This window comes from Caballeronia hypogeia, from assembly GCF_001544875.2.
In the GTDB taxonomy this organism is placed as follows: Bacteria; Pseudomonadota; Gammaproteobacteria; order Burkholderiales; family Burkholderiaceae; genus Caballeronia; species Caballeronia hypogeia.
This window is the reverse complement of sequence record NZ_FCOA02000012.1, coordinates 39,587-61,832: the sequence shown is the minus strand read 5'-3', so window position 1 is coordinate 61,832 and position 22,246 is coordinate 39,587. Positions and strand designations below refer to the sequence as shown.

Genomic DNA, 22,246 nt, shown 5'->3' with positions numbered 1-22,246 from the left:
TATTGATTGAAGCGATTAATGTCAAATGTAGAAAACTGATTTGGCGATCTCAGGGTTTTTACCTAGCCATCCGGCGCCTAGACTGCCTCTCAACGACGAAGCAGTGGAGAGACTCCTCGCCACCGGCAACGTTCCCCAATCAGCATCCGGAGGTCGTCATGTTCAAGTTCGAGTCCATCGTTCCCGCCATCGCCATCGCTGCCGTTCTCGCCGTCCCGGGTTTCGCCCAGGCGCGTGAAGACGGCCCGCTTACCCGTGCGCAAGTGCGCGCCGAACTGGTTCAACTGGAGCGCGCGGGCTACAACCCGGCGGGCGACGAAACCAACTATCCGGTACAGATTCAGGCCGCCGAAGCCCGCGTCAGTGCACAGCAAGGCGCGGACGCTTCGTCCTTCGGTGGCACGAGCGAAGGCGCTTCAGCTTCGGGCCACGCGAGCCGGCTGGGCTTTCTGAATCGCATCGTGCGCCCGGAAGCGTCGAATCCGGTCGACTTCGATCGTCCGTGAACCAGCGCGTTCAGCCGTAGTCGAAACCCGGCCGTGCGCCGGGTTTTGTCATTTCCGTCACACTGATCCGCCCGCCGCACTTTGTTTCATCAAGCTGTAAGCCACGGATTCGACGATGCTTTCCCGACTGCGCTTTTTCATCGGCCAGTCCGGCGGCACTACAATCTGTGTCTGCCGTCGACTCAAATTCCGGATCCGCCGCCTCATGCCCATGCCGTCGCTGCGCCTCGTTTTCGCTTCCCTAGGATTGATCGCCCTCGCCGCCTGCGGTGGCGGCAGCGCCGTTGCGCCGAGCTACCAACAGGAGCTTTTCAGCACAGGCGCGAGCCCCTTCGCGCGCAATTTCGACGCCACCGTCAACGAAACCTGCGAGGCCGCGCGCCGCGCGCTGCTGTCGCAAGGCTTTCTGACGACGATGGGTCAGCCCGACACCGTCGACGCGACCAAGAACTTCCAGCCGAGCGCCGACACCCACGTCGTCGTGTCGTTTCACGTGGTCTGCACGCCGGGAGAAAACGTCACGAATCAGAGCATCGCGTATGTGAACGCCGTGCAGGACGGCTACGCGCTGAAGAAGAGCGATACGTCCGCGAGCGTGGGTCTGAGCGTGCTCGGGTCGCTGTCGCTGCCGATCCGCTCGAACTCCGACGCGATGGTCAAGATTTCGAGCGAGACCGTGCCCGCCGGCAAGTTCTACGACCGCTTTTTCCACCTGATGGGCCACTATCTCGACACCGTGCCGCGCAGCGCGCCCGTTGCCGCCGATGACGTGAAAAGCAAGCCACTCGCGCCGCCGCTGATCGTGAGCTCGCCCGAACTCACGCCGACGCCCATCGTCGTGCAGGCGCCCGCCGCGGCCACCGCGATCCGGGAATCGGATGCGGCCGCGGTCAGCGCGTCGGAGCCTGCGGCGGCTGCGTCAGAGTCTTCATTGCCGAAATCGTCCGCGACGCAGTGATCGTCAGTTCGGCACGTTGACCGTTCCGCCGGCGACCGAAATCGCATTCGAGCCCGGATCGGCCGCAATCGAAGGCAGATTCGCCGACGTGAGCGCGGGCGCGTCCCCCGGCCTGCCGCCACGCGCCACGGTGCGCACGACCTGCGACGGCGGCAAAGTGGCGTTGCTCTTCAGATGGGCCCACATCAGGTTCAGCGCCTGCAGGTTGTAGTACTGCACCGGGATGAAACGCGAGTCGAAGCCCGGCGTGCCGAGCAAGCCGTCGGCGTGCTGCCCGTTCGTGATCTCGTAAAGCGCAAGCTGGCTCTTGCTTCCTTCGGCCACGCGGTTCGCGCCGAGATACGGACGAGACGAATGGTTGACCGGCACGAGCGCATCGGCGCGGCCCTGCACGATGATCGCCGGCTTGCCGCGCAGGTTCGCGCTCAGGCGCACCGCGTTCACGCTGTCCGTGAGCGTCGGGTTGCTGTCGGTCCACAGCGAGCGCAGGCACGCCGCACCCGCGTAGCTCGCGTCGGACGTCGCCAGCCGATGATCCGCCGCGCCCGCCACTCCCGCGTTGTAGACCAGATTGATGCCGTTGGTCGGCGGCATACCGTTGCCGTTGCCGAATATCGTCGACATCGGCGAGACGATGGGACGCACGCCCGCCGCGCCCGTCGTCGCGTTGGTCGTGCCGAAGCTGAAGTTGCACAGGTTGTCGAGCACGCTCGCCTTCATGTAGGCATCGACGAAAGTAACGGCCATGCCCGGGCTCGCCTGAGAATCCCACATCGGAGCCTGCAGCAGGTCCGAGTCGGAAAGCCAGCCCGCCTGATGCAGGCGGTTGAGCGCATCGCTGGCCTGCGTCGTGGTACTGCCGCTGGCGATGAGGCCGTTGGCGGCGAGCGTCGCGCAGCGCGCCGTGCGCAGCGCGTTGGTGGGCGCGGGCAGCAGCGTCGACAGGTTGGGCGCGCCCGCCGCGGCAGGCGCGAGCGCCGCGCATGGCTGCAGCAGATTGGCGAGCGTCGCGTAATCGGCGAGCGGCCGCCCGAACGATGCGACCGGCACGCCGCCCTGCCGCACCGACACTTGCGAGGGCAGCGTCAGACTGATCTGCGGCTCGCCGACGACGACCGCGTTGATCCAGCCGTCGACATCCTGCTCGGCCGCCGCCAGCGACGCGCCGCCGCCATTCCCCACCGATGCCGCGATCGTCGTCACGTCGCCCTTGTTGAAGCGCAACTGCGTCGAGCCGCTGACCGGCCCGAACATGTCGTTGAGCGCCCAATACGCGAACTGGATCGCCTGCAACGTGTACTTGCCCCAGTTCTGCTCGGGGTTCTGTTGCGAATGTGCGTGCTTGTACGCGTAGCGGTTCGGGAACGCCGAATTGAACGACGTGAGCGACGACGCGCTCGCACTCGCCTTGAAGATGGCCTTGGTGCCCGCGAGGTTGACGCTCGCGAGCGTGCCGTCGATGAGCGTGACGAGACTGGTCGCGATTTCCTGGGCGCCGTTGCCGGTGCCCTTGTCGGTGTAGGCGACCGCGCAGCCGCGCTTCAAGCCCCACTCGCCCGCCGATGCGATCGCGCCATAAACCCCGCGCGACGCCGACGACGCCGCCGCGACGATGCACGGCTGTTCCGGATTGAAGCTCGCCGGAATCTGCACGAGCAGCGTGACGTTCTGCGTGCCGCTGCCGTCGTCCGAATAGGCGATGTATTCCTTGCCCGCGATCTTGCCTTCACCGAGCGTGTCGCCGCCGTTCAGGTCGACGTTGGGGCCCCAGAAGACGCCGTAGCCGCCGTTCGTCGATACATCGACGAGCGCGCGATAGTTCGTGTAGATGGCGAGGCGTCGCAATTCCGCCGCGGTCGGAGCGGCCGGATTGGAAATCGCGGGCACGGTCGACGACGCGAGGCCCGATTTGCCGAGCCCCGCCGTCAGCAGGTCGTCGGAGACGCCGTCATAGGTTTTGCTGCTGATCCCGCCGGAGACGAAGTTCGGCACGGCGTTGCTCGGCGTGCCGCCGCCGCTGCTGTTGTCGTCGTCGCTGCCGCAGGCGGCGAGCGCCGCGCCGAGTATCGTCAGCGCGGCCAGCGTGGAGAACGTGGGCCAGGTCTGCGCGAATTGCTTCATGGTGACCCTCCGCCATCCGTTCGATCGAATCAGGCAACGTAAGGACTACAGCACGCCCGCGACGCCGCGCGGCCGGTGTTCAAGTATCGCGCCATATCGGGCGGGCGTCGCGACGAATTTTTACCTCGCGCCGGAAACGGCTCGCCAAAACGGCGACGGGCCCCGGCGAAAGCGCCGGAGCCCGTTCAAACGCCCGCGTGACGAGCGAAGCGAGCGGCATCGCGCGATGCCGCCCAGTGCCTGTCGAGCGTGTTACTGCCCGCCGCCTTGCACGCCGAGCGTGATCTTGTTCGTGACCGACTTCACGCCCGTCACGCCCTTGGCCACTTCCTCGGCCTGGGCGATCTGGCCGCCTTCCGGCACCGTGCCGGTCAGCGTCACCGCGCCGCTGCGCGCACGCACATACACGTTCGACACGTCGAAGCCCTGAGTCTTCGATAGCGCGCGGCGCACGTCGTAGCCGAGCTTGCGATCGGTCTTCTTGGTCGAGGATTTCTGGGCCTTGGTCGGCGACGCCGCTTCCGCGCTCGTGGCCGCCGCGTCGCTCGATTGGGCATAGGCGCTCGAAGCCACGGCCACGCACACCACCACGCCCAACGCCTTCAACAGATCGACTGCTTTCATGATTTCTCCTTTTGTTTCGCTTGTTGACTTCGCACAGTTGCTACTTCGCTCGTTTTGCACTGCAAAAGCGGACCGCATTCCCAGCGGCTGAGCTACGACATCGAGCGGTTGCCCGTGGCCACGCGTTCACCCGCGGCGCTGAAAAAGGCGCGCGGGAATGGCGGCGGCAAGCCGGCTGATGCGGCTCACGGTGCTGCGAGAGACTGGCGAAAGAAACAAAAAGCGGCCGGTTGGTCGGGCGGCGAACCCGTCGGCTCGAATGTGTCCTGCTGCATGGCGCATGCTCGGCGCGCCCTCTGGTTACGCCTGAAAAGCGTGGCGCGCGTCCAGGATGCCCACATTCCGGGTCAAGGCGCGAGATGGGTCTCGTCATGCGGCGGCGAACGTCAATTTAGCCCAGCACGGCCATTAGCGCAAAACATTTAACGACACGGCCCGCCCCAAGCGCGCGCAAGCAACAGCGCCGGGTTAGCGCCGTACTCCGCTACACACGCCTGTCACAGTCGGCGCATGCGCTCGGACCATCGGGGGTCGGGCGGTTGAGGGTACCATCGACGTCATGCGCGCCGCCCGCGCGGCGTGGCCGTTACGCGATCAGGTAAGCTCCTGCGCACGAAGTTTTCCGATTACCGAAGAGATGACCGAATCCTCAGGAAACACGCCGGGCCGCGATCCGGATGTCCCGCCCCGGCGCAGGCCGCAACCGAAAATCGTCGCGCGCTTCGTGGCGATCTCCTGGCGCGACCTCGCGCTCACCTTCGGCCCGATTCTGCTCGTTTGCGCCATCGCTCTCTATGTGGCGGTGCGGCTGATCCAGCCCGCGCCACCGAATACGCTGACCATCGCGGCCGGTCCGAAAGGCAGTTCGTTCTGGAACAGCGCGCAGAAGTACAAAACGATCCTCGCGCGCAACCGCATCACGCTCAACGTGCTCGAAACCCAAGGCTCGCTCGACAATCTGACGCGCCTCGAAGATCCGAAATCGAACGTCGATGTCGGTTTCGTGCAGGGCGGGCTCAGTAAGCCCGGCGCGACGCACGACAATCTGGAATCGCTCGGCAGCGTGACATATGTGCCGCTCGCGGTGTTTTACCGCGGCGCCACGGTCGTCAACCGGCTCTCGGAGCTGAAGGGCAAGCGGCTCGCGATCGGCGCGGAAGGCAGCGGCTCGCGCGTGCTGGCGCTCACGCTGCTGAAGGCGAACGGCATCGAGCCGGGCGGTGACACCGAACTCCTGCCGCTCGCCGGCGACGATGCCGCCAAGGCCCTCGAAGCTGGCCAGGTCGACGCCGTATTTCTCGCGGGCGACTCCGCCCAGCCGCCGACCATGGCGAAGCTCCTGCGCACGCCGGGCGTGCGCTTCATGGACTTCGCCCAGGCCGACGCCTACGCGCGCCGCTTTCCCTATCTCACCGAAATCCAGTTGCCGATGGGCGCGTTCGATTTCGCCCGCAACCTGCCGCCGCGCCCGGTGCACATGATCGCGCCGACCGCCGAGCTGGTCGCGCGCGACAGTCTGCATCCGGCCCTTTCGGATCTGCTGATCGAAGCGGCACGCGAAGTGCATGGCCGCGCCAGCCTGCTGCAGCGGGCGAACGAATTCCCCGCGCCACTGGTACACGAATTCCGCATCAGCGACGACGCCGAGCGCTATTACAAATCGGGCAAGAGCTTCCTGTATCGCACGCTGCCGTTCTGGCTCGCGAGTCTCGCGGATCGCGTGCTGGTCGTGCTGGTGCCGTTGATCGTGGTGCTGATTCCGGGCCTGCGGCTCGTGCCGGGGCTGTACCGGTGGCGCGTGAAATCGCGCATCTATCGCTGGTATGGCGCGCTCATTGCGATAGAGCGCGAAGCGATCAGCGGCCCGGACATCGCCCAGCGCGACGCCTTGCTCGACCGCATCGACGCAATCGAAACGGCCGTGAACGGCATGAAGATGCCGCTCGCGTTCGCGGACCAGTTTTATGTGCTGCGTGAACATATCGGCTTCGTGCGCGAGCGCCTCGCACACGCGCCGGTTGCGCCCGGCACGCCGGCGGGCGGCGCAACTGCGCGAACGGCGACGCAAACGGACGCATCCGGTGTCGCTTCGCGGGCAGACACGGAACAAGGCAGCACGTAATATCTATTGAAGCGGCAGGAAGAACGGATGAGGCGCCGTCAGCCCGTCGGCGCCTCATCCGGCATGCAGGACACGAACGCACCGCAAAAACGAACAACAGATCAGGCTCCGGCGCCCGAGGCGCGAAAGAGTCACGGATTTCAGGGAGAACGGACATGAGTGCCCCGCATTCGGCCAGTGGTGGTAAGCCGTACTTTTTCTTCGACTTCATTTCGCCGTTCTCGTATTTGTTGCTCGAGCAGCACGAAAAGTGGCCGGGCATGCCGTTCGAACTCGTGCCCATCCAGTTGATGAAACTGCTCGACCGCTGGGGTCAGCCTCACGCGGCCACGATCCCGTCCAAACGCGTCTTCACCTACCGGCACGCGTTGTTTCGCGCCGAACAACTGGGCATTCCGTTCAAGATGCCGCCCGCGCATCCGTTCGACCCGAGCAAGCCGCTCAGGCTCGCGGTGCTGGCGGGCGGCAAGACTGCCTGTGTGCGCGACATCTTCCGCTATATCTGGCGCGAGGGACGCGACCCATCCGGTCCGGAAGGCTTTCGCGCGCTCTGCGCGCACGTGGGCATGCCGGAGGCCGAAGCGCGCATCGAGGACGAGGACATCAAGGCGCAACTGCGCGAGAACAACGAGCGCGCCGCGGAGATGGGCGTGTTCGGCGTGCCGACCTTCGTCGTCAACGATCAGATTTTCTGGGGCGAAGATACCTTGCCGATGGTGCTGTACGTTGCGCGTTCGCCGAACTGGCTCGAGGGCGCCGAAGTCCGGCGCATCAGCGCGCTGCCGATCGCCCCTCGCGACGCGGATTTCGGCTGACGGCGAGGCCGGAAAAAGCTGCGCATATGCCGTGCATAGCGCGCTCGCTATGGCGTCAAAATCCGATAAGCGGTTAACTTCGGTTCAGGCTGCGTGACATTTTGTCGACTCGGGCGTTCGGTGACGCGCGGGAAACGGCGCGCGCGGCATCCGGCGATATCCGGCAAGGCGGTGGGCACGCACTGTCAGCCCGACCGAACACAACCGCTCGACCCATGAACGAACCCGCCGATTCACTCGATATCTGGCTCATCCGCGTGCTGCGCACCCTGTTGCAGGAGCGCAGCGTCACGCAGACCGCGCAGCGGCTGAACCAGACGCAGCCGGCGATCAGCACGGCGCTGCGGCGTTTGCGCGAGATCCTGAACGACCCGATTCTCGTGCGCGGCAAGCAGGGCATGGTGCCGACCGAATATGGCGAGTCGCTGCTCGCGCCCGCCCAGCGCGCGCTGCGCGAAGTCGAGTTCGTCGCCACGCCGCACGGCGACTTCGACCCGACGAACTCGCGCCGAACCTTTCGCGTCGCCGCGCCCGATTACCTCAACGATTTCTTCATGCCGACGCTCGTCGCGGCGTTCCGCGATGCCGCGCCCCAGGCGCGCCTGGAGATCGAATCGCTGAACCCGATGCGCGATCACGAGCGCATGCTCGACGACGGCGAGATCGACCTGATGGTCGCCAACTGGTCCAAGCCCGAACCGCGCTTCGAGCGCCAGGATCTCTTCACGGATGTATTCGTCTGCCTGATGCGTGCAGGCCATCCGCTCGCGCGCGAGCCGCTCACCGCCGAACGCTACGCGCTCGCCGCGCATCTCGCGCCGACGCCGTACAGCGGCGGCCGGCGTCATCCGATCGACATAGGCCTCGCGCGCGCGGGAATCAAGCGGCGTATCGTGACGACCATTCCCTACTTCGGGCTGGTGCCGCAGGTGCTGCTGCAATCGGATCTCATCTTCACCGCGCCGCGCCGCTTCGCCCAGCACTATGCATCGATCCTGCCGCTCGCCGTGCTGGAGTCGCCGGTGCCGTTTCCGCGCATCAAGTGCTATCAGCTTTCGCTGCCGCAGCCCGATCAGCCGACGGATGTCGCGTGGCTGCGCGAGCTGATGTCGAGCGTGTCCGATTCGCTCACGCGCAAGAAGAACGCGCCCTCTTTCCCAACGGACGCGGCCACCGAGCCGGGCGAGAGCGAGATCGCGAAGTAGCGCGCGGACGGCGGGAGTTCGGTAGTATCCGAACGACATCCTCACGCCTCTCCGCTCACATGGACGCACTCGACAAACTGATCCAGCTCGCGAATCTTTCCGGCGCACTCGATCTTCGCTGTCTGCTGAGCGGTCCGCTGGAACTGGAGCATGCGCCCGCGCCCGTGGGCGAAGCGGTGTATCACGTCGTGCTGGATGGGGCGTGCACGGTGTTGCGTCCCGGCCAGCCGCCGCTCGAACTCACCGCCGGCGACATCTTCTTCCTGCCGCGCGGCCACGCGCACGTGCTGAGCATTCAGGCGGACGGACACGCGGCCGCGCAAGGCACGATGGAAGCGCATGACAACGGCGCGGTCACCGTGCGCAGCAATTGCGGCGGCGCGCAGGGGCCCGGCGTAGATCTGCTGTGCGGCCGCTTTCTGTACGCGCCGCGCGCGCTTCTGATCGACGTGCTGCCGGACGTCGTGCATGTGTCGTTCTCGAACGCGTCCGGGGCGTATCTCGGGCCGCTCGTCCAGACGATGCGGCGCGAAGCCGAAGAGGCGCAACTCGGCGCGCCGTCGATTGTCACGGCTTTGTCCACGGCGCTCTTCACGATGGTGCTGCGCGCATGGCTCGCCGGCGAGCCGTCGCTGGCGGGCGTGCTGGGGCTGCTGGCGAATCGCCGGCTGGGCGCGTCGATTATCGCAATGCTGGAGCGGCCCGCCGAGCCGTGGACACTGGAAATGCTGGCGAAGGAAGCCGCGATGTCGCGCGCCACTTTCATGCGCGCGTTCTCCGCGCATTCGGACAGTTCGCCGCTGACGTTGCTCAGTCACGTCCGCATGCAACTCGCGAGCACCATGCTCACGCACACGAAGAAGAGCATCGCGGATGTAGCGGCAGATGTGGGATATCAGTCGGAAGCGGCTTTTTCGAAACGCTTCAAGGAGCTTTATGGGGTGGCACCGGGGCGCTTCAGGGCGACGAACGCCATCGCCTGAAGCGCATCCGTGCGATCAGGCCGCGGCGCGGGCCTTCCGGAATCCATCCGCGCCCAGCCGCGCTGTCATTTCCCGCACGCGCAACAACTGTGCGGCAACGGCCAAGCCGATCGACCACGGCGCCTTGTCGACGATACCTTCCACGCCGATCGGACAGGTGATCTCCGGCAGGCGCTCCGCGCAAACGCCGCGCTCCATCAGACGCCGTTCGAACTTCACGCGCTTGGTCGCCGAGCCGATCAGACCGAAGTACGCGAAATCCTCGCGCCGCATGATGCGCTGCGTGAGCGAGAAATCGAGCGAATGATCGTGCGTCATCACGATGAAATACGCTCCCGCCGGCGCTTCGTCGACGATCGCATCGGGCAGATCGGTGGCTTCGATCTGCACGTTCGCCGGGACTTCGTCGGGGAACAGTTCGTCGCGCGCATCGACCCATTGCACGACGCACGGCAACGTGCCCAGCACCTTCACGAGCGCGTGGCCGACGTGACCCGCGCCGAACAGGACGACGTGCATCATCGTGCGCTCCTGACCGCATTCACCGCCTTGAGAATCTCCTCCGCCGTCGCGGGTGCGTTCAGCGGCGGATTGATCTTGTGCTCGCCGACCGCCGAGACCGCGTCGCGGATTGCGAAGAACACCGAGAACGGCAGCAGCAGCGGCGGCTCGCCCACGGCCTTCGAACGATGGATGCTGTCCTCCACGTTGCGATTCTTGAACAGATTCACGCGGAAATCGGCCGGCATGTCGTTGGTCGTCGGAATCTTGTAGGTGGAAGGCGCGTGCGTCATCAGCTTGCCTTTTTCGTTCCACCAGAGTTCTTCCGTCGTGAGCCAGCCCATGCCCTGCACGAACGCGCCTTCGACCTGACCTTTGTCGAGCGCCGGATTCAGCGACGCGCCCACGTCGTGCAGCGCATCGGCGCGCAGCACGCGCATTTCGCCGGTGAGCGTGTCGATCACGACCTCGGCAACCGCCGCGCCATACGAGTAGTAGAAGAACGGGCGGCCCTGCATCGTCGCCGCGTCCCAGTGGAGCTTGGGCGTCGCGTAGAAGCCGTCGGACCACAATTGCACGCGCGCGAGATACGCCTTCTGCACGACTTCGCCGAACGGAATCGCATCGTCGCCGACAATCACGCGGTCATTGGCAAAGCGCACTTCCGAAGCCGTCACCGTGCCGCCGCCGAATTTCTCCGCTGCGAACTTCGCAAGCCGCTCGCGCAACTGGCGCGCGGCGTCCTGCGCGGCCTTGCCGTTCAGATCGGTTCCGGTCGATGCCGCCGTCGCCGATGTATTGGCGACCTTGCTCGTGTCCGTCGCCGTCACGCGCACGCGCTCGAAGTCGACGCCGAGTTCGTGCGCGACCACTTGCGCGACCTTCGTGTTCAGGCCCTGGCCCATTTCGGTGCCGCCGTGATTCACGAGCATCGAGCCGTCGGTATAGATGTGAACGAGCGCGCCCGCCTGATTGAAGTGCGTGACGTTGAACGCGATGCCGAACTTGACCGGCGTGAGCGCCATGCCCTTCTTCAGGATTTCATTGTTCGCGTTGAATTCGTCGATATCCGCGCGGCGGCGACGATACTCGCTCGTCTCCTCCAGCTCGGCGATCAATTCATGGATGACGTTGTCCTCGACCGTCTGGCCATAAGGCGTCTTGTTGTTCTCCGTCTTGCCGTAGAAATTCGCGCGGCGCACGTCGAGCGAGTCACGTCCGACCGAACGCGCCACGTTATCCAAGATGTATTCGATCGCGAACGCGCCCTGCGGCCCGCCGAAACCGCGAAACGCGGTGTTCGACTGCGTGTTGGTCTTGCCGCAATAGCCTTCGATCTTCACGTCCGACAGCCAGTACGCGTTGTCGAAGTGGCAGACGGCGCGCGTCATCACCGGGCCCGACAAGTCGGCGGAGAAGCCGCAGCGCGATGTCATGTCGACGGCGACGCCATCGATCTTGCCGTCATCGTCGTAACCGACCTCGAACTCGTACACGAAGTCGTGGCGCTTGCCGGTGATCATCATGTCGTCGTCGCGGTCCGGACGCAGCTTCACCGGGCACAACAGCTTCCACGCGGCGAGCGATGCGCAGCACGCGAAAATGCCCGACTGCGATTCCTTGCCGCCGAAGCCGCCGCCCATGCGCCGGCATTCGACCAGCACGTTATGCGAATGCACGTTCAGCACGTGCGCGACGAGATGCTGCATTTCCGTCGGATGCTGCGTCGAGCAGTAGACGTGCATGCCGTCGTCTTCCTTCGGCACGGCGTAGGCGATCTGGCCTTCGAGATAGAACTGCTCCTGCCCGCCGAGCTTCATCGCGCCGCGCTCGTGATGGGCCGCCTTCGACATGCGCCCTTCGGCATCGCCGCGTGAGAGTTTGAGCGGATTGAGCACATACGATTCCGCCTTGCGCGCATCTTCCGGCGTGAGCACGGGCACGAGGTCTTCGAATTCGATGGTCGCGCGGCGCGCGGCGAGACGCGCCGTATCGTGCGAGGTCGCGACGACGATGAACATCGGCTGGCCGACGTACTGCACGATGCCCTGAGCCAGCACCGGATCGTCGTGGATGATCGGGCCGCAGTCGTTCACGCCGGGAATGTCCTCGGCGGTGAACACGGCGACGACGCCCGGCGTCGCACGCACGGCGTCGAAGTTCATCGAGAGAATTTTCGCGTGCGCCTTCGGGCTCGTGCCGAGCGCGGCGTGCAGCGTGCCCGCGACGAGCGGAATGTCGTCGGTATAGCTCGCGCGGCCGGCTACATGCAGATGCGCCGATTCATGCGGGCGCGAAACGTGGACTTGCTTGAAAGCGTCGATTTCGTTCGCGAGCGACTGGGCATCGGCGAGAAAGGCTTCGGCTTGCTGATTCATGTTCTTGTCTCCTTACTTCGCTTCGACCAGTTCGATTGCACGCACATCCAGCTTCGCTTTGTCCAGCGGATTGCGCGGACGCGTTTCCAGCCAGAAGCGATACAACAGGCTTTTCGCGGTGTCGAGGCGGTAGTCGCTGCTCGCGCGCATGTCGGTGAGCGGCTGATAGTCCTTGCTTAGCGCGATCATCGCGGCCTGCACGGTGGCCTCGTGCCAGTGCGCGTCGGCGAGCACGGCTTCGGCATGCGCGGCGCGCTTCGGCGTCGCGGCCATGCCGCCGTAGGCCAGGCGCGGCTCGCGGATCGTGTCGCCGTCGGCGATGAAGGTGTACGCCGCGTACACGGCGGAAATGTCGGAGTCGAAACGCTTCGACAGCTTGTAGGCGCGGAACTTGAGTTGCGCGCGCTTGCCCGTGCGCGTCGGGACGCGAATGGCTGCGACGAACTCGTTCTCCGCCATGTCCTTCTTCTGATAGGCGATGTACAGGTCTTCGAGCGGCATCTCGCGCGTGCCGTTCACGCTTTGCAGCACGACGCGCGCATTCAGCGCGATGAGGCCGGGCATCGAATCGCCGATCGGCGAGCCGTTCGCGACATTGCCGCCGAGCGTGCCCGCATTGCGGATCGGCAGCGACGCGAAGCGCAGGCGCGTTTCCTCGAGTTCGGGATACGTTTTCACCAGTTCGTCGTAAGCGCGATCGACCGACACACCCGCGCCGATCTCGATCCATTCGTCGGTGGTCTCGACATGCTTGAACGACTCGATCTGCCCGATGTAGACGATGTCGCCGAGATCGCGCAACTGCTTCGTCACCCACAAGCCGATGTCGGTGCTGCCCGCGAGAATCCGCACGTTCGGGTTCTCGTCCTTGATCGATGCGAGCGCTTCTGCCGTGCGCGGCGCGTCGAATTTGCGGCCGGCGTGCTCGTATTGGAACGTGTCGTCGCGCTTCAGGCTTTCGAGCGTGCGCGCGAGCCGCGACACGTCGACGGGCGCGAGCGGCGCGTGATCGAACATCTGCTCGGCGGCATCGATGATCGGACGATAGCCCGTGCAGCGGCACAGATTGCCCGTCAGCGCATCGCTGATTTCCTGACGCGAGGGCTTCGTCTTTTCGCACTTGCCGGCGCATCCGGTCGTCGCATGGCCGTGCTTTTCGTAGAGCGCGAACATCGACATTGCAAAACCCGGCGTGCAGAAGCCGCACTGCGAGCCGTGGCAGTCGACCAGCGCCTGCTGCACCGGATGCAGCGTGCCGTCCGGCTGACGCAGATCTTCGACGGTGAAGAGCGCGCGGCCGTCGAGCGTCGGCAGGAACTGCACGCACGCGTTGACCGCCTTGAACGCGACGCCGCCCTGCCCGTCCGGCTCGCCGATGACGACCGTGCACGCGCCGCAATCGCCTTCCGCGCAGCCTTCCTTGGTGCCGGTGCAGCGCGCGTCTTCGCGCAGGTATTGCAGGACGGTGCGCGTCGTCGACGCGCTGCTCACTTCCTGAATCGCGTTGCGGTGATAGAAGCGGATCGGCTGGGTCATGGATATGTCTCGCGGGGCTCTGTTGCTGCTTGCTGGTTGCGCGGGGTGCGCAGCCGGTGGCTTTGGCTTGTCTCCGGGCGATTCGTCGGAATGCTCCGATCGCCTCGATGGTTCGAAAGCTATCACCACCAAAAACCACAACCCATAGGCGACATTGCATGAGCGACATATTCCCGCCCCGATATGTTCGCTGAGCCTTATTCCGCAAGGCTTCCGGCGACGCCATCCGACCGTCCGGACGGCCAATTTGTTCTATCCGGTTACAAAGCAAGTGCGACGTTGCGACGCAACATATGTGACAATCATGCCTTCGCGCCGAATACAAGCCCGCAATTTCCCTATGTCCTCCGAGACTCGAACCCAGCCGCAAGGCGATTTCGCCGTCACGCTCCGGATTCTGCCGGTCGTGCTGTACACGTTTCTCTGCTATCTGACGATCGGCATTCCGCTCGCGGTGCTGCCAGGCTTCGTGCACACGGATCTGGGCTACGGTTCGGTGATGGCGGGCGCGGCGATCAGCGTCCAGTATTTCGCCACGCTGATGTCGCGGCCGCTCGCGGGACGCACCGCGGATACGGTCGGCCCCAAGAAGACCGTGCTCTACGGCCTTGTGGCATGCGCGGCAAGCGGCGTGCTGCTGCTCTGCTCGGCGCTCGCCGCGCAATGGCATGCGGTGAGTCTCGTGCTGCTGGTCCTCGCACGGCTCGTGCTGGGCTTCGGCGAGAGCTGGGTCGGCACGGGATCGATCACGTGGGGCATCGGGCGCGTGGGCGTGACGAACAACGCGAAAGTGATTTCCTGGAACGGCATCGCCACTTACGGCGCGCTCGCGGTCGGCGCGCCGCTCGGCGTCGCGATCGATCATTCGCTGGGATTCGCTTCGCTCGGACTGATCGTGATCGCGCTGGGCGCCTTCGGCTACTGGCTCGCGACGCGCATGGCGCCCGTGCCGGTCGTGCACGGTGAGCGCATGTCGTATCGCAGCGTGTTCTTCCGCGTGCTGCCCCACGGCCTGGGCCTCGCGCTCGGATCGGCGGGATTCGGCTCGATCGCGACCTTCATCACGCTGTACTACGCCGCTCATAACTGGCCGAACGCGGCTCTGTCGCTGACGGTGTTCGGCACGATGTTCATCGGCGCGCGCCTGCTGTTCGCCAACACGATCAAGGCGTACGGCGGGTTCCGCGTGGCCATCGTGTCGTTCGCCTTCGAGTGTGCCGGGCTGTTGATGCTGTGGCTCGCCGCAGAGCCGACCTTCGCGCTCGCGGGCGCGGCGCTGACCGGTTTCGGCTTCGCGCTGGTGTTTCCGGCGCTGGGCGTCGAGGCGGTCGGGCTCGTGCCGCCGGCCAGCCGTGGCGCGGCGTTGTCGGCGTATTCGGTGTTTCTCGACCTGTCGCTCGGGTTGACGGGGCCGCTCGCGGGGTATGTCGCGGGTGAGCTCGGCTACGGCTCTGTGTTCCTGTTCGCCGCGCTGGCGGCCGCGCTGGCAGTGGGGTTGTCGGTGGCGCTTTATATGCGCGCGGGGCGTGGAGTGGGTGGGCCGGCGACTGCCTGACGCTGCCATCCGCTTCGCTCCGGCCGTGGAGCGAAGGCCTATTCCAACTGCGTCATGCGTCAGTCGGAACAAGACAACGAAAACCTTCAGCGTTCCCTGGATCGCGGGACCTACTACAACGCGACAACGCGCAAGTGACGCAACTCACGTCGACGCGCGCATCGACGTGAGGCTCGCACGGGAAACGCCACAACAGCCCCGTAACCGGGCGGACCCGCCAAATTCAGATTCTCGGGCAACGCACTTGCCCGGATGTAGTCCAGGTACCGCGCATAGCGGACCAGACGCCGTAGTCTTCGCAGGCGCGTTCTCTCTTCCGTTCCCCTTCCGACGTCGCGCTGACGCCGCGCCTCGGCCTACGGTCCGTTCCGGACGCCCCGGACGCCCCGGTCCATCGGATAACGAGCGCCCCAATAGGGCCGTTTGTCTTAAAATCCCCGCTTGGCCCATTTGCGTCCGCTTTATGAACCCGACCACGGAAGACCGCTGGCGCGACTTGCGCCCGGACCCGGACAGCGACACCCCGCTCTACCTTCAACTTGCCCGCAAGCTCGCCGACGCCATCCACGACAATCGCTGGAACGCCGGCGAAGCGCTGCCCTCCGAGCGCGTGTTGTCGGAGGCGCTCGGCGTGTCGCGGATCACGTCGAGAAAGGCGATCGCGCTGCTCGTCGAGCAAGGGCTGATCCGTCGCGAGCACGGCGCGGGCAGCTTCATCACGCCGCGTTATGAAGATCCGCTGTCGCGTCTGTCGAGCTTCTCCGAGATGTTGCGGCGGCGCGGCTTCAAACCCAGCTCGCGGTGGCTCTCGCGCACCATCGAGCCGGCCAATCGCGAAGAGGTCATCCAGCTCGGCCTCTCGCCCGCCGCGACCGTTACGCGCCTGAAGCGTCTGCGTCTCGCCGACGACATCGTGATGGCCGTCGAAAACTCCACGTTCCCCGCGTCGTGCATTCCCGATCCACAGAGCATCGGCGATTCGCTCTACAGCTATCTCGATGCGCGCGGGCTTTCCATCGTCCGCGCGCTGCAGCACTTCCGCGCGGTGAACGCGAGTCCGGAGATTGCCGGGCAGATGGGCATAGCGCCGCACGACGCGCTGCTGCTCATCACGCGCGTAGGCTACACGGCCGATCAGCGCGCGATCGAACTGACCGACACCTATTGCCGCAACGACTACTACGACTTCGTCGCCGAGCTGCGAAAGTAACGACGTAAGCCCCGCCCCATGACCGACACCGCCACAGCCCAGCCGTCCGACCGATCGCTTTCCATCATGCTGTGGCTCGTCGCCACCGGCTTCTTCATGCAGACGCTGGACTCGACGATCGTCAACACGGCGCTCCCCGCGATGGCGCGCAGTCTCGGCGAAGCGCCGCTGCGCATGCAGGGCGTCGTGATCGCCTATTCGCTCACGATGGCGATGATGATCCCCGTCTCCGGCTGGCTCGCAGACAAGCTCGGCACCAGACGCGTGTTCTTCAGCGCGATCCTCGTGTTCACCATCGGCTCGCTGTTGTGCGCGAACGCGCAATCGCTGGCGGCGCTGGTCGCGTATCGCGTCGTCCAGGGCGTGGGCGGCGCGATGCTGCTGCCGGTCGGACGCCTCGCCGTGCTGCGCGTGTTTCCGGCCGAACGTTACTTGTCGGCGCTCGCGTTCGTCGCGATTCCGGGGCTGATCGGCCCGCTCATCGGCCCGACGCTCGGCGGCTGGCTCGTGCAGATCGCGTCGTGGCACTGGATTTTTCTCATCAACGTGCCGGTGGGCGTGATCGGCTGCATCGCGACCAATCTGTATATGCCCGACAGCCGCAATCCGGCGACCGCGCGCTTCGATCTCGCGGGCTATCTGCTGCTCGCCATCGGCATGGTCGCGCTGACGATCTCGCTCGACGGCCTCGCCGATCTCGGCCTGCAACATGCCATCGTGATCGTGCTGCTGGTGCTGTCGTTCGGCTGCTTCGTCGCCTACGGTCTGCATGCGACGCGCGCCCCTCAGCCGATCTTCTCGCTCGATCTGTTCAAGATCCACACGTTCAGCGTCGGCCTGCTCGGCAACCTGTTCGCGCGCATCGGCAGCGGCGCGATGCCGTATCTGATTCCGCTGCTGCTGCAGGTGAGCCTCGGCTACACGGCGTTTCATGCCGGCCTGATGATGCTGCCGGTCGCCGCCGCCGGCATGGCGTCCAAGCGCGTCGTCACGCGTCTGATCGAAAAACACGGCTACCGGCGCGTGCTGGTGGTGAACACCGTGCTGGTCGGGCTGATGATGGCGAGCTTCGCGCTTGCGAGCGCACAGCAGCCGCTGTGGCTGCGGCTCGTGCAACTGGCGATCTTCGGCGCCGTCAATTCGATGCAGTTCACCGCGATGAACACGCTCACGCTGAAAGACCTGGGCACCGGCGGCGCGAGCAGCGGCAACAGCCTGTTCTCGCTCGTGCAGATGTTGTCGATGAGCCTCGGCGTGACCGTCGCCGGCGCGATTCTCTCGACCTTCACCGGACTGCTTCCGCGCGTCACGGAAACCAACTCGCTGCCCGCCTTCCACGCGACGTTCCTGTGTGTGGGCATCATCACGGCGGCGACGGCCTGGATCTTCGGCCAGCTCGCTCCGGAAGTGCGCGCGGCGGGCCGCAAGCCCGATCCGTCGGAATCGAATTGAGCGAAATCGCGCGCGCGACGCACCGCGCCGGTGCGGCGCGCACGCTCACGCGACAAGGCCGCACAATCCGCACACAATTCGTTCGGCGGAATCCACCCAATACTCCGCCCGAGCCGCTTGCAGATTGAATTTGCACGCTTTTTGCTCGAACGGACGGGTGCCGTTCCGGTAAACTATCTCGATAAAGTTAAGGCCTGACGCATCGACACCATGAGCATGGTTGACCTCGACCCTCCCCGCTTCCAGCCGCCTCGCCCCGTCGCCGGCGACGATGGCTCGCGTCGCACCGTGCTTTACGGCGAGTACACCGTCTTCAGTGTGTTTCAGCCCGTGTTCTCGGTGTCGCACCGGCGCGCGATCGGCTATCACGCGTCCTTGCGCGCACGCGATGACACGCATCGGCATGTGCCGTCGCACGAGGTGTTCACGCAGGCCGCGCGGCGCGGCGATCTGCTCGAGCTCGGCCGGCTGGCCGAATCGCTGCATCTGGGCAACTTCAATGCGTTCGACAGTCACGACGAATGGCTCTTTCTGAGCCTGCATCCCGCCGCGCTGATGGACACGAGCTACGGCGATGCACTGCTCGCGTCGCTGAAGGACATTGGTTTGCCGCCGCAGCGCGTGGTGCTGGAAGTGCCCGAGCAGGCGGGCGGCGAGACGACGCGCTTTGCCGAGATCATCGATTCGCTGCGCAAGTCGGGCTTTCTGATCGCGCTCGATGGCTTCGGCGTGAAGCATTCGAACATCGACCGCGTGTGGCATCTGCGGCCTGACATCGTGACGCTCGACCGCTGCATCCTGCAGCAGGCGACCGAGCATTCGCATATCGAGCGCGTGCTGCCGCGGCTCGTGTCGCTGCTGCACGAATCCGGCCAGCTCGTGCTGATGGGCGGCCTCGCGACCGAGCGCGACGCGCTGATCGCGCTCGAATGCAATGTCGACTTCGTGCAGGGCGCTTACTTCGCGCATCCGGGCGTGGACGCGGTGCACAGCGACGTCGCGGCGGACGCGATGGATGCGCTCTCGGCGGTATCGCGCGAACGTGTCGCGGCCCGCGAGCGTGCGCAGGGCGCGCGCCTGGAGCCTTATGTGAGCGGTCTGGAACGCGCGGCGGTCAAGCTGATGGAAGGCGAAGCGCTCACCGCCGCGACGAGCGAACTGCTGCAACTCGCCGACACGGCGCGCTGCTTCCTGCTCGATCAGGCCGGACGGCAGATCGGCGACAACGTCGTGCCGGTGGTGCGCACGTCGCAGCGCGCGAAGCGTTTCAGCCCGCTGCTGCATTCGGAGGGCGCGAGCTGGGAGCGTCGGCCGTATTTCATCGAAGCGTTGCGCGCGCCGGGGCGCGTGCATCTGACGGCGCCGTATCTGTCGATCAACGAAGCGCACCTTTGCGTGACGGCGTCGATCGCGGCGCAGACGCCTTACGGATTACAAGTGCTGTGCGTGGACATCAACTGGGAAGGGACGAGGCGTCCGTAAGCCGGTTATGAGCCGGTGTTGGTGTCGGGACGCAGCAGATCGAAACCCGCGAGCGCGATCACGCCCGACAACGCGATGAGCGCGACGGAATGGCGTCCGAAGTAAAGCAGCGCGGCGGCTGACCAGGCCGCGAGACAGAGGGCGGCGAAGCGCTTCATGGCGATGATAAGTCGAGGTTCGAAGCGCCATTTTAGGGCTGGCGCCGGCTTCGTGCTCGATCGCCATGTGCTTCTTCTACCGGTAGGCATCCGAACGATCTCGCTCAAAAAAACCGTCGCCCGATAACAAAAAACCGCACCGGCAAAACCGGTACGGCTTTTTGCGCTAAACGGCCGGGAAACTTACGCCCCGAAATTCTTCGCCGCGAAATCCCAGTTCACAATGTTCCAGTAAGCCTCGATGAACTTCGGACGCGCATTGCGATAGTCGATGTAATACGCGTGTTCCCACACGTCGATGGTCACGAGGGCCTTCGCATCCGTCGTGAGCGGCGTGGCGGCGTTGCTCGTCGACACGATATCGACCGAGCCGTCGGTCTTCTTCACGAGCCACGTCCAGCCCGAGCCGAACGTGCCGGTCGCGACCTTGGCGAACTCTTCCTTGAACTTGTCGAACGAGCCGTACTTGGCGTTGATGGCGTCAGCCAGCGCGCCGGTCGGAGCGCCGCCGCCCTTCGGCGACAGGCTGTTCCAGAAGAACGTGTGATTCCAGACTTGTGCGGAGTTGTTGAACACGCCGCCCGACGACTTCTTCACGATCTCTTCGAGCGTCATGTTCTCGAATTCGGTGCCCGGGATCAGCTTGTTCAGATTCGTCACATAGGTCTGGTGGTGCTTGCCATAGTGATACTCGAGCGTTTCTTCCGACATGTGCGGAGCGAGCGCGTTCTTGTCGAACGGCAGCGGCGGCAGCGTATGTTCCATGATGCGAGCTTCCTTTCTATGTGGATTGTGGGATGTGAGGGGTGAAGCAGTGGAGCAATGGATTGTAGGCGAGTTGGGATAACCCGGCAAACCGTGTGCCCTTTATGAGGAGGATCGCTTTCGAAACGCCTCGGGCCGCGTAAAAAGTGCTCCGGCGCGCGTGGGCGCGTACGTCAAATATACGTCGACGGCCACGAACGCGCCGCGCTCAGAATTCGTCTGACAGACGCGGCTGGACGTCGGCGAGAAGCACGTCGGCCGATCCTTCCGCGAGGTGCACGGTCAGCGGGCGCTTGGGCTTCAGCGCGTCCGGCGAGCGCAACGCGCGGCCCGTTTGCGCGTCGATCAAAGCGGCGTAGCCTCGCTCGAGTGTGCGCTGCGGGCTCAGCACCTGCAAGCGCGCCGCCAACTCCGAAACGCACGCCTTCTCGCGCTCGGCGCGGCGCTCGTGCGCGCTCCGAAGACGCAGCGACTGCCGCATCACCTGCTCATGCTGTGCGCCGACATCCGGACGCCTGCGCTGCCAGCGATACTCCAGCAGCGCGAACTGCGCGCGCGTATCGCGCACGGGCCGCGCGCCCGCCGCGACCAGGCGGCTCGCCAGTTGCCGCAGATGGGTGCGCTGCCGCGCGAGCCGCTCGGCGGGACTCACGAGCCGGCGCGCGAGCCAGTCGAGTTGCTGCGCGCGGCGCTCCATTATGCGTCCGAAGCCGCGCGCGAGCGTCGCGTGCCGGTGATCGAGATCGCGCAGCAGCAGCACGCGCTGCGGACTGACGAGCTCGGCGGCGGCGGTCGGCGTCGGCGCGCGTACGTCGGCGGCGAAATCGGCGATGGTGAAATCCGTCTCGTGGCCGACGCCGCTCACCACCGGCAGCGCGCTCTCCGCGATCGCACGCGCCAGCACTTCCTCGTTGAACGCCCACAAATCTTCTATCGACCCGCCGCCGCGGCACACGATCAGCACATCGACTTCGCGGCGCGCGTTGGCGGCCTCGACCATCGCCGCGAGTTTCGCGCTCACGCCCGCGCCCTGCACCGGCGCCGGATAGACGATCACGGGCACATGCGGCGCGCGGCGCGCGAGTGTCGTGAGTACGTCGCGCAGCGCGGCCGCCTGCAGCGACGTCACGATGCCGATGCCGCGCGGATGCGACGGCAACGCGCGCTTGCGCTCCGCCGCGAACAACCCCTCGCTCTCGAGCTGCGCCTTGAGCCGCAAAAACGCTTCGTACAGCCGGCCCTGTCCCGTGCGCCGCACCGCCTCGACATTCAGCTGCAGTTCGCCGCGCGGCTCGTACATGGTGACGAGCGCGCGCACCTCGATCTTGTCGCCTTCGCGCGGCGTGAACTCGGCATACTGCGCGCGGCCGCGGAACATCACGCAGCGCATCTGAGCACCCGCGTCCTTGATCGAAAAGTACCAGTGACCGCTCGCCGCGCGCGTGAAGTTCGACACTTCGCCCGACACCCAGACGAGCGGGAACGATCGTTCGAGCATCGTGCTGATCGCACGGTTGAGCACGGAAACGGGGATGACGGCGTCGCCGCTTTGCGACGGCAGGGAATCGGGAGTCATGGGCGGAATCGAAAACGGCACGCGCAACGGATGATCGTCCGAATGGACAAGCTGATGGACAAGCGCCGGCCAACAGCGCGTGCAAGTGTAACAAGTGTCCACACAGAAAGACTTACCGAAAGGCGCGAACCATCTCCGCCGGAGGCTTGTGAGTCCGATTCAAATCATTGATTTTTAAGTTTTTTATTTCTCACATCAGAACCTTTGCCGAGGCAACTCTTTCCTGGGAAGCGCGTCGGGTCTCGGAGTAGCAAGTTCTTCACAGAGTTATCCACAGGCGCGCGCCGGCGTGACATCCG

At 65.3% G+C, this 22,246-nt stretch carries 18 protein-coding genes; 10 read left to right on the top strand and 8 right to left on the bottom strand.

All coding sequences use genetic code 11. The features are described from left to right. The first annotated feature begins 158 nt into the window (after window positions 1-158). Together AWB79_RS18870 and AWB79_RS18865 are read left to right on the top strand one after the other, a co-directional pair. On the top strand, window positions 159-506 hold the full coding sequence (locus AWB79_RS18870) for a DUF4148 domain-containing protein (protein WP_061168959.1): 348 nt from the start codon (window positions 159-161) through the stop codon (window positions 504-506). Between the two features lie 205 nt (window positions 507-711). Next, window positions 712-1,464 carry a DUF2242 domain-containing protein gene (locus AWB79_RS18865; RefSeq protein ID WP_061168958.1) on the top strand — a complete coding sequence of 251 codons (753 nt, stop codon included), beginning with the start codon at window positions 712-714 and terminating at the stop codon, window positions 1,462-1,464. Window positions 1,465-1,467: 3 nt separating this feature from the next. Here AWB79_RS18865 and AWB79_RS18860 read toward each other — a convergent pair whose 3' ends face one another. Then, complete coding sequence (locus AWB79_RS18860; protein ID WP_061168957.1) at window positions 1,468-3,585, bottom strand: 3-hydroxybutyrate oligomer hydrolase family protein; 2,118 nt, start codon at window positions 3,583-3,585, stop codon at window positions 1,468-1,470. 252 nt (window positions 3,586-3,837) lie between these two features. Beyond that, complete coding sequence (locus tag AWB79_RS18855; RefSeq protein WP_061168956.1) at window positions 3,838-4,209, bottom strand: BON domain-containing protein; 372 nt, start codon at window positions 4,207-4,209, stop codon at window positions 3,838-3,840. Window positions 4,210-4,846: 637 nt separating this feature from the next. Between AWB79_RS18855 and AWB79_RS18850 the strand changes: the two genes are divergently transcribed. The 4 genes from AWB79_RS18850 (at window position 4,847) to AWB79_RS18835 (ending at window position 9,334) form a co-directional block, all read left to right on the top strand. Further along, the gene (locus AWB79_RS18850; RefSeq protein ID WP_061169079.1) at window positions 4,847-6,331 is read left to right on the top strand and encodes a TAXI family TRAP transporter solute-binding subunit; all 1,485 of its coding nucleotides are present in this window, start codon (window positions 4,847-4,849) and stop codon (window positions 6,329-6,331) included. Window positions 6,332-6,486: 155 nt separating this feature from the next. Then, window positions 6,487-7,146 carry a 2-hydroxychromene-2-carboxylate isomerase gene (locus AWB79_RS18845; RefSeq protein WP_061168955.1) on the top strand — a complete coding sequence of 220 codons (660 nt, stop codon included), beginning with the start codon at window positions 6,487-6,489 and terminating at the stop codon, window positions 7,144-7,146. Window positions 7,147-7,361: 215 nt separating this feature from the next. Then, complete coding sequence (locus tag AWB79_RS18840; protein ID WP_061168954.1) at window positions 7,362-8,351, top strand: LysR family transcriptional regulator; 990 nt, start codon at window positions 7,362-7,364, stop codon at window positions 8,349-8,351. A gap of 59 nt (window positions 8,352-8,410) precedes the next feature. Next, complete coding sequence (locus tag AWB79_RS18835) at window positions 8,411-9,334, top strand: cupin domain-containing protein (protein ID WP_061168953.1); 924 nt, start codon at window positions 8,411-8,413, stop codon at window positions 9,332-9,334. Window positions 9,335-9,349: 15 nt separating this feature from the next. Here the strand turns inward: AWB79_RS18835 and xdhC are convergent, their stop codons facing one another. Genes xdhC through xdhA form a run of 3 tightly spaced genes read right to left on the bottom strand, consistent with a single transcriptional unit; the run spans window position 9,350 to window position 13,749 of the window. Then, entirely contained in the window at window positions 9,350-9,856 is a 507-nt protein-coding gene (gene xdhC / locus AWB79_RS18830; protein WP_061168952.1) for a xanthine dehydrogenase accessory protein XdhC, read from the bottom strand. Beyond that, window positions 9,853-12,213: a xanthine dehydrogenase molybdopterin binding subunit gene (gene xdhB, locus AWB79_RS18825; protein WP_061168951.1), complete on the bottom strand. Its 2,361-nt coding sequence runs from the start codon at window positions 12,211-12,213 to the stop codon at window positions 9,853-9,855. Before xdhB ends, xdhC begins: the two co-directional genes overlap by 4 nt. A gap of 12 nt (window positions 12,214-12,225) precedes the next feature. After that, the gene (xdhA, locus tag AWB79_RS18820) at window positions 12,226-13,749 is read right to left on the bottom strand and encodes a xanthine dehydrogenase small subunit (RefSeq protein WP_061168950.1); all 1,524 of its coding nucleotides are present in this window, start codon (window positions 13,747-13,749) and stop codon (window positions 12,226-12,228) included. A gap of 340 nt (window positions 13,750-14,089) precedes the next feature. Here xdhA and AWB79_RS18815 point away from each other — a divergent pair, with 340 nt between their 5' ends. The 4 genes from AWB79_RS18815 (at window position 14,090) to AWB79_RS18800 (ending at window position 19,448) form a co-directional block, all read left to right on the top strand. Then, window positions 14,090-15,304: an MFS transporter gene (locus AWB79_RS18815; protein ID WP_061168949.1), complete on the top strand. Its 1,215-nt coding sequence runs from the start codon at window positions 14,090-14,092 to the stop codon at window positions 15,302-15,304. Between the two features lie 463 nt (window positions 15,305-15,767). Continuing rightward, window positions 15,768-16,514 (top strand): GntR family transcriptional regulator, encoded by a 747-nt coding sequence (locus AWB79_RS18810; protein WP_061168948.1) that lies wholly within the window; start codon window positions 15,768-15,770, stop codon window positions 16,512-16,514. A gap of 18 nt (window positions 16,515-16,532) precedes the next feature. Next, window positions 16,533-17,966, top strand: coding sequence for a multidrug transporter subunit MdtD (gene mdtD, locus AWB79_RS18805; RefSeq protein ID WP_061168947.1), 1,434 nt, complete (start codon window positions 16,533-16,535; stop codon window positions 17,964-17,966). Between the two features lie 210 nt (window positions 17,967-18,176). Then, complete coding sequence (locus AWB79_RS18800; protein WP_061168946.1) at window positions 18,177-19,448, top strand: EAL domain-containing protein; 1,272 nt, start codon at window positions 18,177-18,179, stop codon at window positions 19,446-19,448. 5 nt (window positions 19,449-19,453) lie between these two features. Here AWB79_RS18800 and AWB79_RS40110 read toward each other — a convergent pair whose 3' ends face one another. The 3 genes from AWB79_RS40110 to xseA all read right to left on the bottom strand — a co-directional run bounded on the left by AWB79_RS40110 (window position 19,454) and on the right by xseA (window position 21,947). Continuing rightward, on the bottom strand, window positions 19,454-19,606 hold the full coding sequence (locus AWB79_RS40110) for a hypothetical protein (RefSeq protein ID WP_198399052.1): 153 nt from the start codon (window positions 19,604-19,606) through the stop codon (window positions 19,454-19,456). A gap of 183 nt (window positions 19,607-19,789) precedes the next feature. Further along, window positions 19,790-20,371: a superoxide dismutase gene (locus AWB79_RS18795; protein ID WP_061168945.1), complete on the bottom strand. Its 582-nt coding sequence runs from the start codon at window positions 20,369-20,371 to the stop codon at window positions 19,790-19,792. A 208-nt stretch (window positions 20,372-20,579) separates the two neighbouring features. After that, window positions 20,580-21,947, bottom strand: a complete 1,368-nt coding sequence (xseA, locus tag AWB79_RS18790; protein WP_061169078.1) for an exodeoxyribonuclease VII large subunit — start codon at window positions 21,945-21,947, stop codon at window positions 20,580-20,582. Window positions 21,948-22,246: the final 299 nt, after the last annotated feature.

Coding starts and splice junctions, on each gene's coding strand:
- AWB79_RS18870 (WP_061168959.1), top strand. CDS start 159: ATGTTCAAGTTCGAGTCCATCGTTCCCGCCATCGCCATCGCTGCCGTT.
- AWB79_RS18865 (WP_061168958.1), top strand. CDS start 712: ATGCCCATGCCGTCGCTGCGCCTCGTTTTCGCTTCCCTAGGATTGATC.
- AWB79_RS18860 (WP_061168957.1), bottom strand. CDS start 3,585: ATGAAGCAATTCGCGCAGACCTGGCCCACGTTCTCCACGCTGGCCGCG.
- AWB79_RS18855 (WP_061168956.1), bottom strand. CDS start 4,209: ATGAAAGCAGTCGATCTGTTGAAGGCGTTGGGCGTGGTGGTGTGCGTG.
- AWB79_RS18850 (WP_061169079.1), top strand. CDS start 4,847: ATGACCGAATCCTCAGGAAACACGCCGGGCCGCGATCCGGATGTCCCG.
- AWB79_RS18845 (WP_061168955.1), top strand. CDS start 6,487: ATGAGTGCCCCGCATTCGGCCAGTGGTGGTAAGCCGTACTTTTTCTTC.
- AWB79_RS18840 (WP_061168954.1), top strand. CDS start 7,362: ATGAACGAACCCGCCGATTCACTCGATATCTGGCTCATCCGCGTGCTG.
- AWB79_RS18835 (WP_061168953.1), top strand. CDS start 8,411: ATGGACGCACTCGACAAACTGATCCAGCTCGCGAATCTTTCCGGCGCA.
- xdhC (WP_061168952.1), bottom strand. CDS start 9,856: ATGATGCACGTCGTCCTGTTCGGCGCGGGTCACGTCGGCCACGCGCTC.
- xdhB (WP_061168951.1), bottom strand. CDS start 12,213: ATGAATCAGCAAGCCGAAGCCTTTCTCGCCGATGCCCAGTCGCTCGCG.
- xdhA (WP_061168950.1), bottom strand. CDS start 13,749: ATGACCCAGCCGATCCGCTTCTATCACCGCAACGCGATTCAGGAAGTG.
- AWB79_RS18815 (WP_061168949.1), top strand. CDS start 14,090: ATGTCCTCCGAGACTCGAACCCAGCCGCAAGGCGATTTCGCCGTCACG.
- AWB79_RS18810 (WP_061168948.1), top strand. CDS start 15,768: ATGAACCCGACCACGGAAGACCGCTGGCGCGACTTGCGCCCGGACCCG.
- mdtD (WP_061168947.1), top strand. CDS start 16,533: ATGACCGACACCGCCACAGCCCAGCCGTCCGACCGATCGCTTTCCATC.
- AWB79_RS18800 (WP_061168946.1), top strand. CDS start 18,177: ATGAGCATGGTTGACCTCGACCCTCCCCGCTTCCAGCCGCCTCGCCCC.
- AWB79_RS40110 (WP_198399052.1), bottom strand. CDS start 19,606: ATGAAGCGCTTCGCCGCCCTCTGTCTCGCGGCCTGGTCAGCCGCCGCG.
- AWB79_RS18795 (WP_061168945.1), bottom strand. CDS start 20,371: ATGGAACATACGCTGCCGCCGCTGCCGTTCGACAAGAACGCGCTCGCT.
- xseA (WP_061169078.1), bottom strand. CDS start 21,947: ATGACTCCCGATTCCCTGCCGTCGCAAAGCGGCGACGCCGTCATCCCC.